General features: G+C 45.0%; 17 protein-coding genes. 16 read left to right on the top strand and 1 reads right to left on the bottom strand.

Features of this window, described 5'->3' with window-relative positions; translation table 11 throughout:
• Positions 1-21: 21 nt before the first annotated feature.
• From rpsP to AC58P7_RS13270, 11 genes are all read left to right on the top strand, one after another.
• Positions 22-294 (top strand): 30S ribosomal protein S16, encoded by a 273-nt coding sequence (rpsP, locus tag AC58P7_RS13220; protein WP_028558245.1) that lies wholly within the window; start codon positions 22-24, stop codon positions 292-294.
• Positions 295-320: 26 nt separating this feature from the next.
• Complete coding sequence (locus AC58P7_RS13225) at positions 321-551, top strand: KH domain-containing protein (protein ID WP_028558246.1); 231 nt, start codon at positions 321-323, stop codon at positions 549-551.
• Positions 552-633: 82 nt separating this feature from the next.
• Positions 634-1,149, top strand: coding sequence for a ribosome maturation factor RimM (gene rimM / locus AC58P7_RS13230; protein WP_497343472.1), 516 nt, complete (start codon positions 634-636; stop codon positions 1,147-1,149).
• A complete protein-coding gene (trmD, locus tag AC58P7_RS13235; RefSeq protein WP_497343474.1) occupies positions 1,146-1,916 on the top strand; it encodes a tRNA (guanosine(37)-N1)-methyltransferase TrmD in 771 nt (256 codons plus the stop codon). The genes rimM and trmD overlap by 4 nt, the downstream gene beginning before the upstream one ends.
• Positions 1,917-2,083: 167 nt before the next feature.
• Positions 2,084-2,425, top strand: a complete 342-nt coding sequence (gene rplS, locus AC58P7_RS13240) for a 50S ribosomal protein L19 (RefSeq protein WP_028558249.1) — start codon at positions 2,084-2,086, stop codon at positions 2,423-2,425.
• 101 nt (positions 2,426-2,526) lie between these two features.
• Positions 2,527-3,138 (top strand): signal peptidase I, encoded by a 612-nt coding sequence (gene lepB, locus AC58P7_RS13245; protein WP_497343476.1) that lies wholly within the window; start codon positions 2,527-2,529, stop codon positions 3,136-3,138.
• A gap of 11 nt (positions 3,139-3,149) precedes the next feature.
• Positions 3,150-4,013: a ribosome biogenesis GTPase YlqF gene (gene ylqF / locus AC58P7_RS13250; protein WP_310500337.1), complete on the top strand. Its 864-nt coding sequence runs from the start codon at positions 3,150-3,152 to the stop codon at positions 4,011-4,013.
• Positions 4,014-4,148: 135 nt separating this feature from the next.
• Positions 4,149-4,802, top strand: a complete 654-nt coding sequence (gene rnhB, locus AC58P7_RS13255) for a ribonuclease HII (RefSeq protein WP_497343478.1) — start codon at positions 4,149-4,151, stop codon at positions 4,800-4,802.
• A 247-nt stretch (positions 4,803-5,049) separates the two neighbouring features.
• Positions 5,050-6,897: a TP0910 N-terminal domain-containing protein gene (locus tag AC58P7_RS13260; RefSeq protein WP_497343480.1), complete on the top strand. Its 1,848-nt coding sequence runs from the start codon at positions 5,050-5,052 to the stop codon at positions 6,895-6,897.
• Positions 6,894-7,208, top strand: coding sequence for an EscU/YscU/HrcU family type III secretion system export apparatus switch protein (locus AC58P7_RS13265; protein ID WP_497343482.1), 315 nt, complete (start codon positions 6,894-6,896; stop codon positions 7,206-7,208). The genes AC58P7_RS13260 and AC58P7_RS13265 overlap by 4 nt, the downstream gene beginning before the upstream one ends.
• Positions 7,209-7,586, top strand: a complete 378-nt coding sequence (locus tag AC58P7_RS13270; protein WP_497343484.1) for a YraN family protein — start codon at positions 7,209-7,211, stop codon at positions 7,584-7,586.
• Between the two features lie 89 nt (positions 7,587-7,675).
• Here the strand turns inward: AC58P7_RS13270 and AC58P7_RS13275 are convergent, their stop codons facing one another.
• A complete protein-coding gene (locus AC58P7_RS13275; RefSeq protein WP_497343485.1) occupies positions 7,676-9,247 on the bottom strand; it encodes a YifB family Mg chelatase-like AAA ATPase in 1,572 nt (523 codons plus the stop codon).
• Positions 9,248-9,779: 532 nt separating this feature from the next.
• Here AC58P7_RS13275 and AC58P7_RS13280 point away from each other — a divergent pair.
• From AC58P7_RS13280 to topA, 5 genes are all read left to right on the top strand, one after another.
• Positions 9,780-9,941, top strand: a complete 162-nt coding sequence (locus AC58P7_RS13280; protein ID WP_497343487.1) for a hypothetical protein — start codon at positions 9,780-9,782, stop codon at positions 9,939-9,941.
• Positions 9,942-9,980: 39 nt separating this feature from the next.
• Positions 9,981-11,141, top strand: a complete 1,161-nt coding sequence (sucC, locus tag AC58P7_RS13285) for an ADP-forming succinate--CoA ligase subunit beta (protein WP_497343489.1) — start codon at positions 9,981-9,983, stop codon at positions 11,139-11,141.
• A 49-nt stretch (positions 11,142-11,190) separates the two neighbouring features.
• A complete protein-coding gene (gene sucD, locus AC58P7_RS13290) occupies positions 11,191-12,123 on the top strand; it encodes a succinate--CoA ligase subunit alpha (protein ID WP_497343491.1) in 933 nt (310 codons plus the stop codon).
• A 112-nt stretch (positions 12,124-12,235) separates the two neighbouring features.
• Entirely contained in the window at positions 12,236-13,327 is a 1,092-nt protein-coding gene (gene dprA / locus AC58P7_RS13295) for a DNA-processing protein DprA (protein ID WP_497343493.1), read from the top strand.
• Between the two features lie 71 nt (positions 13,328-13,398).
• On the top strand, positions 13,399-15,507 hold the full coding sequence (topA, locus tag AC58P7_RS13300) for a type I DNA topoisomerase (RefSeq protein WP_497343494.1): 2,109 nt from the start codon (positions 13,399-13,401) through the stop codon (positions 15,505-15,507).
• Positions 15,508-15,509 lie beyond the last annotated feature (2 nt).

Genomic DNA, 15,509 nt, shown 5'->3' on the forward strand with positions numbered 1-15,509 from the left:
TAAGTAGGAGGTGATTTTTCAATGGCAGTACGTATTCGTCTTAAACGTGTAGGCGCTCATAAAGCTCCTTTCTACCGTGTCGTGGTTTCGGATTCCCGTTCCCCGCGTGATGGTCGTTTTATCGAAGAAATCGGTACTTATAATCCAATTGCTGAACCAGCAGCTGTGGTTCTTGATGAGGAAAAAGCGCTTAAATGGCTTCAAACTGGCGCTCAACCGTCCGATACAGTTCGCAGCCTGTTCTCAAAAGCAGGTTTGATGACTAAGTTTCACGAGCTGAAATTACAGAAGTAATCTGTTATCTTTCGGAGGGTGGGTTCATGAAGGATCTTATCACCGTAATTGCTAAGGCTCTTGTCGATCATCCGGAAGAGGTACGTGTCGCTGTGGTGGAGAAAGAGGACAAGATCGAGTACAGGCTTTCTGTTCATCCCGACGATGTCGGAAAAGTGATTGGTAAGCAAGGTAAGATTGCGAAATCGCTCCGCACGGTGGTCACGTCGGCAGCTGTGAAAGAAACGAAGCGGGTAGCCGTTGAAATCGTTTCATAAGAAATGAGGTTAGGATTCAATTCCTAGCCTTTTTTCGCATATGAGAAGAAGGTAATTTAATGTGGAGGTTGGGCAAGCGCATATGACGGAAAAACTAGTGACGGTTGGTAAAGTTGTAAATAGCCACGGGATACGCGGAGAACTAAAGATAGTACCGGAAACGGATTTTCCAGAACGGTTTGATGTAGGGAATTCATTGATCATTGTAGACTCTCAAAATAAGCAAACGCCGGTGACGGTGAAAACGTCCCGCTTACATAAAAACGTGTTTATCGTGCTGTTCGATCAATTCTCCAACATTAATGATGTTGAGAAATATAAAGGCTCCCTATTGAAGATCGAGGCTAAGAATCAAAAGCCCCTCGAAGAGGGAGAGTATTATTATCACGAAATCATCGGCTGTAAAGTCGTAACAGAAGAAGACCAAGAATTAGGTCTCATTTCTGAGGTACTGACACCGGGTGCGAATGATGTTTGGGTAGTTGCATTACCGAAAGGGAAACAGCTTTTACTACCCGTGATTGATGATGTCATTTTGAATGTAGATATTCCTAACAAAACGATTCGGATTCACTTGATGGAAGGGTTAATGGAATGAGAATTGATGTCTTAACCTTGTTCCCTGAAATGTTTGATGGTATGTTTTCTTCTAGTATTTTAGGGAAAGCGCGTGATAAAGGAATCGTTTCGCTGGGCACGGTTAATTTTCGGGATTATTCCACGAACAAACATAATACCGTCGATGATTATCCCTACGGTGGCGGAGGAGGCATGGTGCTAAAGCCAGAGCCGATCTTTGGCGCTGTTGAGGACTTGCCTGCCTATGAGACGCCAGAAGGTGAAGCGGTGAAGCCGCGTGTTATTCTGCTGTGTCCACAAGGGGAAACTTTTACGCAGAAGAAAGCGGAAGAACTTTCGGGCGAACAGCATCTGGTCTTTATTTGTGGCCACTATGAGGGTTATGATGAACGGATCAGACAGCATCTGGTAACGGACGAACTCTCGGTGGGTGATTATGTACTAACCGGTGGTGAAATCCCTGCAATGGTCATTATAGACAGCGTAGTGAGGCTTTTACCAGGGGTACTCGGGAATGAGATGTCAGCTGTAACGGATTCTTTCTCAACAGGACTACTGGAATATCCTCATTATACAAGGCCAGCCAAGTTTAGAGATTGGGATGTGCCAGAAATGCTGCTATCGGGTCATCATGCCAATGTGAAAAAATGGCGACTTAAAGAATCTCTAATCAGGACTTTAGAGCGTAGACCAGATTTGCTCGAAGGCAGAGTTTTGTCCAAAGAGGAAAAGGTTTGGGTAGCTGAGTGGCATAAGCAGAAGCAAGAACAGGAAATGAACAAGTGAAATCTGACCTCGGAAACTTCTCTATTGAATTAATCCTTGGACTGTGATAATATATATTCTGTTGTGATTTTTTCAACAGTTCGAGTCTGGTGGTCCTCTACGCATAACAACTTAGACTTACTAACTATTAGCGGAATGAACACCTGTGTGGAAGGAGGGAGTCAACTATGAATCTTATTCAAGAGATTACGAAAGAGCAACTCCGTACGGATATTCCTAATTTCCGTCCAGGAGACACACTTAAAGTACACGTAAAAGTTATCGAGGGTACACGTGAGCGTATTCAGTTGTTCGAAGGTGTTGTTATTAAACGCCACGGCGGTGGAATCAGCGAAACGTTTACAGTTCGTAAAATTTCTTACGGTGTGGGTGTGGAAAGAACTTTCCCATTCCATTCTCCGAAGATTGACAAGATTGAAGTGGCTCGCCGTGGTAAAGTTCGTCGTGCGAAACTTTATTATCTGCGTGGTCTTCGTGGTAAAGCAGCAAGAATTAAAGAAATTCGATAGTAAAATGGGGGGCTTGTTCAGTCAAGTCTCCTTTTCATTTTTTCTGTACATAATAGGATATAAAAGAGATAATACCAAAACTGGAAGCGAGGCCGTCAGTGATGGAACAGAATGATCAAATGCAACCCAATCAGCCTATCAGTGCAACGTCTGCAAAGACCGTACAAACAAAGAGTGAAACATGGGAATGGATTAAAGCGTTAATAATTGCAGGTGTACTTGTGATTGTTATTCGTTGGTTCCTGTTCTCTCCATTTATTGTTGATGGAGATTCGATGCATCCGAATTTCTTTACGGGTGAGCGACTGATCGTCAATAAGATTGTGTACGATATTCGTGATCCGAAGCGAGGCGAAGTTATCGTATTTCATGCGCCTGAAGGTAAGGATTATATAAAGCGTGTCATTGCACTTCCTGGGGAATCCGTGAAAGTAACAGGTGACAAGGTATATATTAACGGTGAAGAACTGGCCCAACCTTACATCCAAGAAGCCATAGATCAAGCAGTTAAAGAAGGACATCCGTATAATACGTTATTGGATTTCCCTGAAACGAAAGTACCTGAAGGTGAGCTTTTCGCCATGGGCGATAACCGACCGAATTCCAAGGATAGCCGGACAAAAAGTGTTGGGTTTGTGCCTTACAATAAAATCGTAGGCCGTGCAGAAGTTATTTTCTGGCCGGTGAAGAAAATTAGTTTCATACATTTTTGAGGTGAAGAGAAATGACCATTCAATGGTTTCCCGGTCACATGACCAAGGCTCGCAGACAGATCGAGGAAAAGCTTAAACTGATTGACGTCGTGATTGAGCTCTTGGATGCCCGCATCCCGCTTTCCAGCCGGAACCCGATGGTTGATGAGATTTTAAAAGGCAAACCACGTCTTGTCTTACTGAACAAGAATGACCTAGCAGACCCGCAAGTGACGGCCGAATGGGTGAAATATTTTGCAGATCAAGGCTTACCTGCTCTGCCGATTGATGCTGCTAATGGTACGCATGTCAAAGAAATTTTACCTAGAGTGAAGCAACTTTGGGCTCACAAAATCGAGACGATGCTGCGCAAAGGAATTAATCCCCGCGCGATCAGAGCGCTTATTGTTGGGATTCCGAACGTCGGTAAGTCTACTTTAATCAATCAGTTGGCAGGCAAGAAAATCGCAGCAACTGGTGATAAGCCGGGTGTGACCAAAGGTCAGCAATGGATCAAGGTCGGCACGGAAATGGATCTGTTGGATACGCCGGGAATTTTGTGGCCTAAATTCGAAGACCAGATGGTTGGCATGCGTTTGGCTGCAACTGGGGCAATTAAGGAAGAGCTTCTGCATTTAGATGACGTTGCCTTGTTTACGATTAAGTATATGGTTCAGCATTATGGAGCCGGTATTCAAGAACGCTTCGGTGTTCAGGAGCTTCCAGATGATATGGATAATATTCAGGAAATGGTGAAGGTCATGGAGGCGATCGGGCGTAAGCGCGGCGCCATTGTAAGCGGGGGCAAAGTTGATTTGGACAAAGCATCCCTTATCATTATTCGTGATCTGAGAGCCGGGAAAATGGGACGTATTTCCTTGGAAAGACCATTTTAATCATACGAATCAGGAAGAACCTGAGGCCATGGCCTTGGGTTCTTCTTTTTGTACGGAGAGGACGCAGAAAAAATGGGTGTGGCTTGATGAAGCGCGAATCCTATATAATGAAGGCATGGGAAAGGGGCGGAGGCAGTGCTAGAACACGAGAAAGACATATGGCAACAAGGTTACACTGCGATTGCTGGAATCGATGAGGTTGGTCGAGGCTGCTTGTTTGGAGATGTAGTAGCAGCAGCAGTTATTCTTCCGATGGGGCATGTTCTTGAAGGGGTTAATGATTCCAAAAAGCTGTCGGAAAAGAAACGCGATCTGCTTTTTGATCAGATTATGGCTGAGGCGATTTCAGTTGGTATTGGGATAGTAAATGTCGATGACATAGAAGCATTGAATATTAAACAAGCCTCGAGATTAGCCATGAAGCAAGCGGTAGAGAAGCTACCTAGTAGACCCGATTATTTGTTAGTTGATGCAGAAAATGTGGACATAGACCTACCTCAATCAGCCATTATTCATGGGGATGCGTTAAGTCAGTCAATTGCGGCTGCTTCCATTATCGCCAAAGTGACGAGAGATCGTATGTGTGCAGATTGGGACGAGCAGTATCCAGAGTACGGAATTGCTGTACATAAAGGTTATGCCACGAAACATCATAGAGAGATGCTAATGCGTTATGGTCCTACACCGCTTCATCGGAAATTATTTATTCGTAAAATTATGGCTCAGATCGAAGCACAGGAAAATGAATCGCCAACTGAACAACTCATATTTGACTTCATAAGAATTTAAAAGTTCCCAGTGCTAGGAAGAACAAATTCTTATTGGCGATAAAAACTACATCTCTCGGGGTCCCCACAAAGTAATCGGAATTTGCTTCGAAGCTTATCGTCACTTTGTGGGGTAGAATAGCGGTCGCCCATCCTCGAAGGACTTCGATAGAAGTTTTTACCACTTCATCTAATCATTCTTCTGTAACGAAACTGGCATTAGTCGCCGATAATATACATACGGGCAATTAGATTAGAGGTGAGCTATTTTGAATATTAGTGGATTAATTCGTAGTCTAGTCGGGGATTTAACTGCAGCAGATTCGAAGGTGCTCGAATTAAAGGTTGGACAAATTGTCAAAGGTGTTGTGCTTCAGCTCCTCAGTGATCAGGAAGCACTTGTGAATATTGGAGGTACGCAAGTTCGTGCGAAGCTGGAAACGCCTCTGAAGCAAGGGGATGTTACCATGCTTCAGGTGCAACCAGAGTCACATGGTGGACAAATTTTGCTAAAGCCACTTGTTGCTTCGGATGTACAGATTGCAGATGACTCACTCGGTGAGCTTCTTAAAGCTTTTGATGTGAAGGATACCGCCGGGAATCGTCAAATGGTACAGCAATTACAACAGGAAGGCGTTCCTGTGTCCAAAGAGAATGTGAAGGCTTTTGAGTCTGTCATGCGTGAGATGCCACAGGGTGCCAATAAAGAAGAGTGGTTGCAATCGGCTGTTCTGGCTAGCAAGAAGGGATTGCCACTCACGCCTACAACCGTGGATGCTCTAAAGCAAGTGACGACCGGGCCACCCGTGGGCCAGGTGTTAGAGAAGCTCGAGCAGCAGGCAACTGCGCTGCTGGAGCAAGACCCGACACATCCTGCAGCGGATATCGCCAAGCAGGTCGTGTCGCTACTCCAGGAGCTGCGCGCTACGGCCGCAGCTGTTCGCCCTGCGGAGCCGGCTGCGCCAGCCTCCGCCGCGGACGAGCCTGCGGATGCGCCGCCGCAGGCGCCATCACCAGCTGCTTCGCAGGTTGGTGGCACTAACGCGGCTGCGCCGCGTGGCAGCATGCCTGCAGCCGCTGCCATGGTTCCGCCCGCGGCTGCGCCAGTGGCGGGCGAGGCTCCTCCCGCGCCGGATGTGCAGCCGGCAGCGGCACTACCGGCCGCCTCGGCGAAGCCGGCGGCCGACCTGTCCTTGGCTCAGGCGCGAAGCGCTGAGCCTGTGAAGCAAGGCGAACCGCTGCAAGCGGGTTCGCCAGCGTCCTTGCCCGTGCAAGAGCCCCCTGCGAAGCAGGAGGGGGATCTTGCGCCGAAAGAGGCGCGAGTTAGCACGCCTCTGGAACTACCCAAAGCGGATCCAGAGATAAACTGGATCAGCCGGATGCTCAAAGCCGTTGGCGTTGAGCATGAATCTCATGTTGCCACTAAGCTGGACGAGCGCGGCAATTCAATGCTTGTGCGCCCACAAGACACGGATGATTCTTTTTCACTATTCAGCGCCGTCAACGCGCCTGATCAACAAGCAGATGTAGTGAAGCCAGCTGCCGAAACGCTGAAAAGTCTATTACTTCAGCTTACAGCATCTGATGATACACCAGCGCCTTTGAAAGAAGCAGCGCAACAAGCGGTAGGTCAGATTACCGGACAGCAGCTGATGCTTACTACTGATAAGAATGCAATGTTTACCCAAATGACACTATTTGTCCCTTTCATGGATAATTCAGGCCAGCAGACTGCAGCCATTCATATTCAATCCCGCAAGGGAAGTCGTGGCGAAGTTGATGCAAGCAACTGCCGGCTTTTGTTTGATCTTCAAATGAAAGTTATGGGCAATACATTGCTTGACGTACAAGTCGTTAATAAAATTGTTTCATTGAACGTTCATAATGATCATCCCGCTTTGGCTGGATTGATGGAGTCATCTAAAGATGAAATCGCCGCTGCTATGAACAGTGTCGGCTATCAGTTCATCTCATTAAAATGTTCGCCATATCCCAAACCGCCTGAAGTTCAGGAGGGGAAAGAAGAAGCAACGAAAATAGGATCTTTGGATGGGCGAGTGGATTTAAGTGAGCTTTATCGTCCGAGAACTTATAAAGGGGTTGATGTTCGCGCATGAGTCATCCCAAAAAAGCACCCGAGGAATCGCAGCTAACACCGCTGAAGAAGGCGGTTGCCCTGCGATATTCGCCAGAATCACAGAAAGCCCCTACCTTGATTGCTAAAGGAAAAGGGCATATGGCAGAAGCGATTTTGCAAAAAGCGAAGGAAAATGGGATTCCGATTCAAGAGGATAAATCATTAGTTGAGGTTTTGTCTAAACTGGATCTGGATCAAGAAATTCCCCCAGAACTTTATCAATTGGTGGCAGAAGTACTAAGCTTTATTTATCGCTCCGATGGGCGGATGAGACCGTCGAGGCATGGATAGATGAGCAACCTGTATAAAGATGATCGTAAAATGCTGGGTAGACAAGGTGAGGAATGGGCCGCCGGGTTTCTTCTGAAACTTGACTATCTCATTGTCGAGCGAAATTGGCGTTGTCGTTCAGGAGAGATCGATATTATTGCGGAGAAAGCGAATAAGCTTATTTTTGTTGAGGTTCGAACAAGGCGTCCTTCTAGCAGATTCGGCACAGCCATAGAATCAGTGGATTATCGCAAGCAAGCGAAGGTTCGAGAAATTGCACAATTTTATATGTACCGATTTCACAAATACGAGCAATCGATTCAATTTGATGTGATAACGGTTGAAATGTCTGACCTTAACGCAGAACCGAATATTGTGCATATACAAGGAGCCTTTTGAAACGTCACTTACGAAGTGCCGAGTCAAAAGGCTTTATTTTCAATGTGACTCCAACAGTTATTCCTAGGATGCTCCTGTTTTGTTCCTAACTAAATCTCGATCTCTTCAATTCGTTGGTTTTTATCTAAATTCCGATATTGGATGGCTTCCGCGAGATGAGAGGGGAGAATACCATCACAACCGTCTAAGTCCGAAATGGTGAGCGCAAGTCGCAAAATCCGATCGTGTGCACGTGCACTTAGCCCCAATGCTTCGAATGAAGCCCGAAGTAGCTGATCTCCTTCGGGAGTCAAACGGCAAATTTCCTTCATCAGCCTGCCGCTTAATTCGTTATTATGTTGAATATCTGTACCTGCGTAACGTTGCTGCTGTCTCAAATGTGCTTGCATAACCTTCGCTCTCATTTCACTCGAAGATAAGTTAGTTGCGGTATCCTTTAATTGAGCATAGCTAGGCTTAGGAACTTCGACATGAAGATCGATACGATCTAGGAGAGGGCCAGAAATTTTGGAGCGATAATGGATGATCTTAGCTGGACTGCAAATACAGGCGTTAGCCTCCGTTTCGGCACCGTAATAACCACATGGGCATGGATTCATAGCAGCTGCCAGAATAAAATGAGAGGGAAATGTATACACCGCCCTAGCCCTGGCAATCATCACATAGCGATCCTCTAAGGGCTGTCGAAGTACTTCAAGTGCATTACGAGTAAACTCCGGGAGTTCATCCAGAAAAAGAATACCGCGATGAGATAAGCTAACTTCACCTGGTTTGGGAATCGTACCTCCACCAACAAGACCAGCAGGAGAGATGGAGTGGTGAGGGGAACGAAATGCTCTTGCGCGCATCAGTGTAGAACGGTCAGTCAGCTTGCCTGAAGCGCTATAGATTTTAGTAACCTCCAATGCCTCGCGGTCTGTCATGGGCGGAAGAATGGAGGGGAGTCGCTTGATGAGCATTGTTTTTCCTGTACCAGGAGGACCGAGGAGGATCAAATTATGCATGCCTGCGGCAGCAATCATCATGGCACGCTTAACTTGATGTTGCCCGTTCACATCGGCATAATCTTCAACATAATTGGCGTGATTGTTAACGGAAATCGACTGATCGTTATTTTCATGTTCGACAATCTTATAAATAAAATCGTGATACGAATGTTTGTTCCAATTTTTGAAATCGGACAGATTCGTTATGACACATACTTCAATACCCTCAATTAAGGCGGCTTCTGGCGCGTTGGCAGTTGATAAGCAAACCCGTTTGATCCCAATCTTCTTAGCCGCATGAACCATCGAAAGCACGCCGGGGATAGGGCGAAGCGAGCCATCCAAAGCAAGCTCACCTAGAAATAACGTAGCGGGATGGCCTTCAAAATGAACTTGTCCTGTAGTGATGAGGATTCCGATAGCAATGGCAAGGTCGAAAGAAGAACCTTCCTTACGCAAATCGGCTGGAGCGAGATTAACGGTAATCCGGTCCATGGGGAACGTGAAACCGCAGTTTTTGATGGAAGAACGAACTCTTTCTACGGATTCTCGAATTGCGGAGTCGGGAAGTCCGACGAGATTAATCTGGGGTAAACCGCTTGAAATATCGACCTCTACTTCGATCGGTTGTCCTTCAATCCCTTGTAAACAAGCGCTCATGACTTTACCATACATAAAAACACCTTCTTCTCCATTGAAATCACAGCTGCAACAGCTGAGTTCGAATTGGATAAAAGGTGCTTCCTCATTGATCCGATTAATTTCTTTTATTATAATCGCAATTGGTAAAATTACGCAAATATTGTCGAGATAATTCCACGTTTTAAAAATGTGACACATGCACATACTGGAAGATGAGGTGATGATATGCAGGAAAAACCATATTTTTGTCCCAATTGTCGGTCAAATCGCATTAAATTTAGTATAGTCACGAGCTATGCACAGTCATTTCTAAAGGACGCACTTTCCGGGAATATTACCGAATTTCACGATCCTGACGTGATCCCAGAGCCTGAGCCGACGATTCAGTGTTTAATCTGCAACTTTTCTGCTAATGAAATGCGTTTTATAAAGCAAGCAGAGCGTGAGCCTCGGGTCAATTCACCAACAACTTCGTTTTCTTAACCAAGTTGAAGCATGACGTATTTTTCATTACATGAAAAATACGTTTTTTTTATTTGTGGAGTGATAGCTAAAGTTTTTCAGTGTGAAAGGAAAATTTGAATGGATTAATGAAAAAAATAAAGAAACTGTCGAAAATAATGTGTTACAATGGTTAGGGCTTGCGAAGAAGTGTGATACTAATTCCGGTAGCAAGATATATTCTCGTGCACAACGTCAATTGGAAATTACACTTTTCCCTGTATAGCACGTATAGAAAGTCCATACTGATAGGAGGATTTAGGAAATGAATATCCATGAGTACCAAGGCAAAGAAGTCCTGAGACAGTACGGAGTCAGCGTTCCTAACGGAAAGGTTGCTTTTACGGTTGACGAGGCTGTTGAAGCAGCAAAAGAGCTTGGAACATCCGTTGTCGTAGTAAAAGCGCAAATTCATGCCGGAGGTCGCGGTAAAGCAGGCGGCGTTAAGGTAGCTAAAAGCCTCGATGAAGTTCGTACATATGCTAGCGAAATTCTAGGTAAAGTGCTTGTCACTCACCAAACAGGTCCAGAAGGTAAAGAAGTTAAACGCCTTTTGATCGAAGAGGGCTGTGACATTAAGAAAGAATATTATGTAGGTGTTGTTGTTGACCGTGCAACAGGTAGCGTCGTATTGATGGCTTCCGAAGAAGGCGGTACGGAGATTGAAGAAGTAGCTGAGCACTCTCCTGAGAAAATTTTCAAAGAAGTTGTTGACCCAGCAATCGGTCTTCAATCCTTCCAAGCACGTAGACTTGCTTACGCAATCAATATCCCGAATGAGCTTGTAAACAAAGCAGTTAAATTCATGCTTGCCCTCTACAAAGCATTCGTTGAGAAAGATGCTTCCATTGCTGAAATCAACCCATTGGTTGTAACAGGCTCTGGTGACGTTATGGCACTTGATGCGAAATTAAACTTTGATTCTAACGCTTTGTTCCGTCACAAGGATATCGTGGATCTTCGTGACCTTGAAGAGGAAGATGCGAAAGAAATCCAAGCTTCCAAATATGACCTGAGCTATATCGCTCTTGATGGTAACATCGGTTGTATGGTTAACGGCGCTGGACTTGCTATGGCCACTATGGACATTATCAAGCACTACGGCGGAGACCCTGCTAACTTCCTAGACGTAGGGGGCGGTGCTACGAAAGAGAAAGTAACTGAAGCTTTCAAAATCATCTTGTCCGATGAGCAAGTTAAAGGGATTTTTGTTAATATTTTCGGTGGTATCATGCGTTGTGACGTTATCGCTGAAGGTGTTGTAGCTGCTGCTAGAGAGCTAGGACTTTCCCGTCCACTCGTTGTTCGTCTTGAAGGAACTAACGTTGAGCTTGGTAAAAAGATTCTTAACGAATCCGGCTTGAACATTGTTGCTGCTGACTCCATGGCTGACGGCGCACAAAAAATCGTTGCACTAGTAAAGTAAACTAAATCCGAGCGGTTTAGAATCATATAGGGGATGTGAACAATAGATCATGAGTATTTTGGTCAATAAACATACAAAAGTCATTACTCAAGGGATTACCGGCGCTACGGGTTTGTTTCATACCAAAGGCGGTCTAGACTACGGCACGCAAATGGTGGGTGGCGTAACTCCTGGTAAAGGCGGCACAACAGTCGATATCACTTTGGAAAATGGTGAGCTTGTTAAACTGCCCGTTTTCAACACAGTTGTTGAAGCGAAAAATGTTACTGGTGCTACTGCATCCGTTATCTATGTACCACCAGCTTTTGCTGCAGAATCCATCATCGAAGCCATTGAAGCTGAGCTTGAATTGGTTATCTGTATCACTGAAGGTATTCCAGTACTAGACATGGTACGCGTTAAACGTTACCTTGAAGGTAAAAATACCGTTCTTATCGGACCTAACTGCCCAGGTGTTATCACACCAGGTGAGTGTAAAATCGGCATCATGCCAGGTTACATCCATACGCCAGGCCATGTAGGTGTTGTTTCGCGTTCCGGAACATTAACTTACGAGGCTGTTCACCAATTGACGACTCGCGGAATTGGACAATCCTCCGCAGTTGGTATCGGTGGAGATCCAGTTAAAGGATCCGAGTTTATCGACATCCTTAAACGTTTTAACGAAGATCCAGATACGTACGCTGTCATCATGATCGGTGAAATCGGCGGAACGGCTGAAGAAGAAGCAGCGGAGTGGGTTGCGGCTAACATGACCAAACCTGTTGTTGGCTTCATCGGCGGTAAAACTGCGCCTCCAGGCAAACGTATGGGCCATGCTGGTGCCATTATTTCCGGTGGTAAAGGTACTGCTGCTGAGAAAGTTGCAACAATGGAAAGATGCGGTATCCGCGTAGCGGCTACACCATCCGAAATGGGTTCAACACTTGTTAGCGTACTTGAAGAAAAAGGTATGCTAGATAAAGTTATCACAAAAAAATAAGCTTCTGTTCACGAAGGTAAGCAACCTTCCATTTCCCTTAGTTGGGATTTGGGAGGTTTTTCTTTTTTTACGATGCATAAATTTGTCATTCTTGTAAGGAGTGTATATACTAATGGATAATCGTCATTGTTTAATTGGGCTTCATGAACTTGAAGGCATTGGTTGGAAAACGATGGAGCAACTCATAAGTCGATTCCCAGAGCCAAGTGTATTAATAGGATTATCGGCAACCGAAATCGCCTCTTATGGAATCCGTGTTTCAGTTGCGGAGCAAATAGCGTCTCGATTGACGCCTGCTTTTATAGAACACAAACTACACTTATATAGAAGTAATGCCATTCAGATTTTGACTCGTTTTGATGAGAATTATCCTGCGATTCTGAAGGAGATTGCCCAACCTCCGTGGGTGTTATATGTGAAAGGTGATCCTACCTTTTTGAACGGTCACTTACTTGGAATTGTGGGCACGCGTACTCCGACTCTTTATGGGAAGAAGATCGCTGAAGAGTGGGCAGCTGCTCTTTCTAGAGCTGGATTCGGGATTGTAAGTGGGCTTGCTCGAGGCATTGACAGCAAAGCTCATATTGGTGCTCTTCAAGGAAAGTCGAAGACAGTCGCCGTACTCGGATGCGCAATTAATACGATTTATCCCCGAGAGAATGCCCTGTTATATCGTAAGATCGAGCAGGAAGGCGTCATTATTTCTGAATATCCGATGGGTACGGGGATGAGGCCTGGCATGTTCCCGCAACGAAATCGTATTATTGCCGGATTGTCTCTGGGCGTAACGGTTGTAGAAGCAGCTGAGGATAGTGGATCATTGATTACGGTTGAGTTTTCCTTAGACGCCTCACGCGACGTTTTCGCAGTTCCTGGTCCAATCAACTCTCGCCAAAGCAGCGGTGTACATAAGCTTTTGAAGGATGGCGCGAAATTAGTTACGAGAGTTGAAGAGATTGTCGAAGATTATAAACACATCATAAATGTGGATGAAATAAATGTTGATTGGAAGGCAGAATCGGCGATCATACTCTCTAAAGATGAGGTCGAAATTGTTCGAAAGTTGTCAGATACACCAATCTCAATAGACACTTTATTAGAAGACAGTCAATTTACGTTTGGACATTTGCATGCAGTTCTGTTATCTTTGGTATTGAAAAAGGCGATTAAACAGCTTCCGGGTTCAACTTACATTCGAGCATAGGCTAATCACGAAGTTTTGCTTCTCGCCAAGTAAACTTTACCTTGAAACCAAGAGGGGAGGAAGGACGAACCATGGCAGATTCGTTAGTCATTGTTGAGTCACCAGCTAAAGCCAAAACCATTGGCAAATATTTAGGCAGTAAATTCATCGTAAAAGCATCGATGGGTCATATTCGCGACCTTCCGAAAAGCCAAATTGGCGTAGAAGTCGATCGTAACTTTGAGCCTAAATACATAACGATTCGTGGAAAAGGTTCTATCCTGAAAGAACTGAAAGACGCAAGCAAAAAAGTGAAAAAAATATATCTGGCGGCGGATCCGGATCGCGAAGGTGAAGCGATTGCCTGGCATTTAGCTCACTACTTGGATGTAGGTCCTGATGAGCTTTGCCGTGTTGTCTTTAATGAGATCACGAAGGAAGCCGTTAAGGATTCCTTTAAAACGCCTCGGCGCATCAATCAAGATTTGGTGAATGCACAACAGGCGCGTCGAATTTTGGATCGTCTTGTTGGTTATAAGATTAGTCCTTTGCTTTGGAAAAAAGTGAAAAAAGGCCTGTCTGCAGGTCGTGTACAATCTGTTGCGGTTAAGCTAATTCAAGATCGTGAGAATGAGATTAAAGCGTTCGAGCCTGAAGAGTACTGGTCCATTACAGCAGTTCTTGACGCGGGCAAAACCGTATTCGAAGCCAAGTATCACAGCCACAATGGTGAGAAAAAAGAGCTGCATTCACAAGAGGATGTTGATTTGATTCTTGCTGCAATGGGTAAAGATGCGTTTATTGTGAAAGAAGTGAAAGAGAAAGAACGTCAGCGTAATCCTTCCCCTCCTTTTATTACAAGCTCCTTGCAACAGGAAGCAGCGCGAAAACTAAATTTCCGTGCATCCAAAACCATGTCTGTGGCGCAGCAATTATATGAAGGTATCGATTTAGGCAAAGAAGGTACCGTCGGATTAATTACCTATATGCGTACGGATTCTACGCGGATTTCTCCTATAGCCCAAGAAGAAGCCAAAGAGTTAATTATGACAAAATACGGCCCAACCTTCTACCCTGAGACGCCTCGTCAGTATCTCAAGAAAAATGCCAATGCACAGGATGCGCATGAAGGGATCCGACCGACTTCTGTCCATCGTGAACCCGATCAAATGAAGGAATTCTTGAGTAAAGATCAATTCCGATTGTACAAGCTAATTTGGGATCGCTTTATTGCGAGTCAAATGGCATCCGCTATTTTGGATACGATGACGATCGACTTAAATGCTGGAGAGACGATTTTCAGAGCGAACGGTTCGAAAATGAAGTTTGCTGGCTTTATGAAAGTGTACGTTGAAAGCAATGATGACGGTACAACGGAAGAGGATAAACTGCTTCCACCTCTGTCAAAGGGCGATTCTTTGCCAAAGCAAAGTGTGGAACCGAAGCAGCACTTTACGCAACCGCCTCCAAGGTATACAGAAGCACGTTTAGTACGAGCGCTTGAGGAAATGGGTATTGGGCGACCAAGTACTTACGCACCTACATTAGAAACGATTCAGAAGCGTGGTTATGTGGCGATCGAAGAGAAGAAATTCGTGCCAACGGAGCTAGGCGAGCTTGTCATCCAATTAATGCAAGAATTTTTCCCCGAAATTCTGGACATCGAGTTTACGGCTCATATGGAAGAAGAGTTGGACTTTGTCGAAGAGGGGAAAGAGGATTGGGTCAGAGTACTGGATACCTTCTACACTTCCTTTAAAAAGCGTTTAGAGTTTGCTGAAGAGGAAATGAAAGAAATTGAGATCCAGGACGAAGTTTCTGATGAGATATGCGAGAAATGTGGGAAGCATCTTGTCTACAAAATGGGACGTTTCGGTAAATTCCTAGCTTGCTCAGGTTTCCCTGACTGTCGAAATACGAAACCAATTATTAAGGATATTGGTGTTACCTGTCCTACTTGCCATGCGGGTAAAATTGTTGAACGCAGAAGCAAAAAGGGTCGTGTATTCTATGGATGTGATCAATATCCGACCTGTGATTTTGTTTCTTGGGATAAACCTGTCAATAAGCCATGTCCATCTTGCAGTTCTATGATGATTGAGAAGCGAAGCAAAAATGGTGTTATGATACAATGTACACAATGTGATCATAAGGAAGAAGTAAGTGATGATCCTGATCACACTGATGATATGAAAGATTAGAG

Source organism: Paenibacillus sp. J22FR5 (assembly GCF_059691975.1).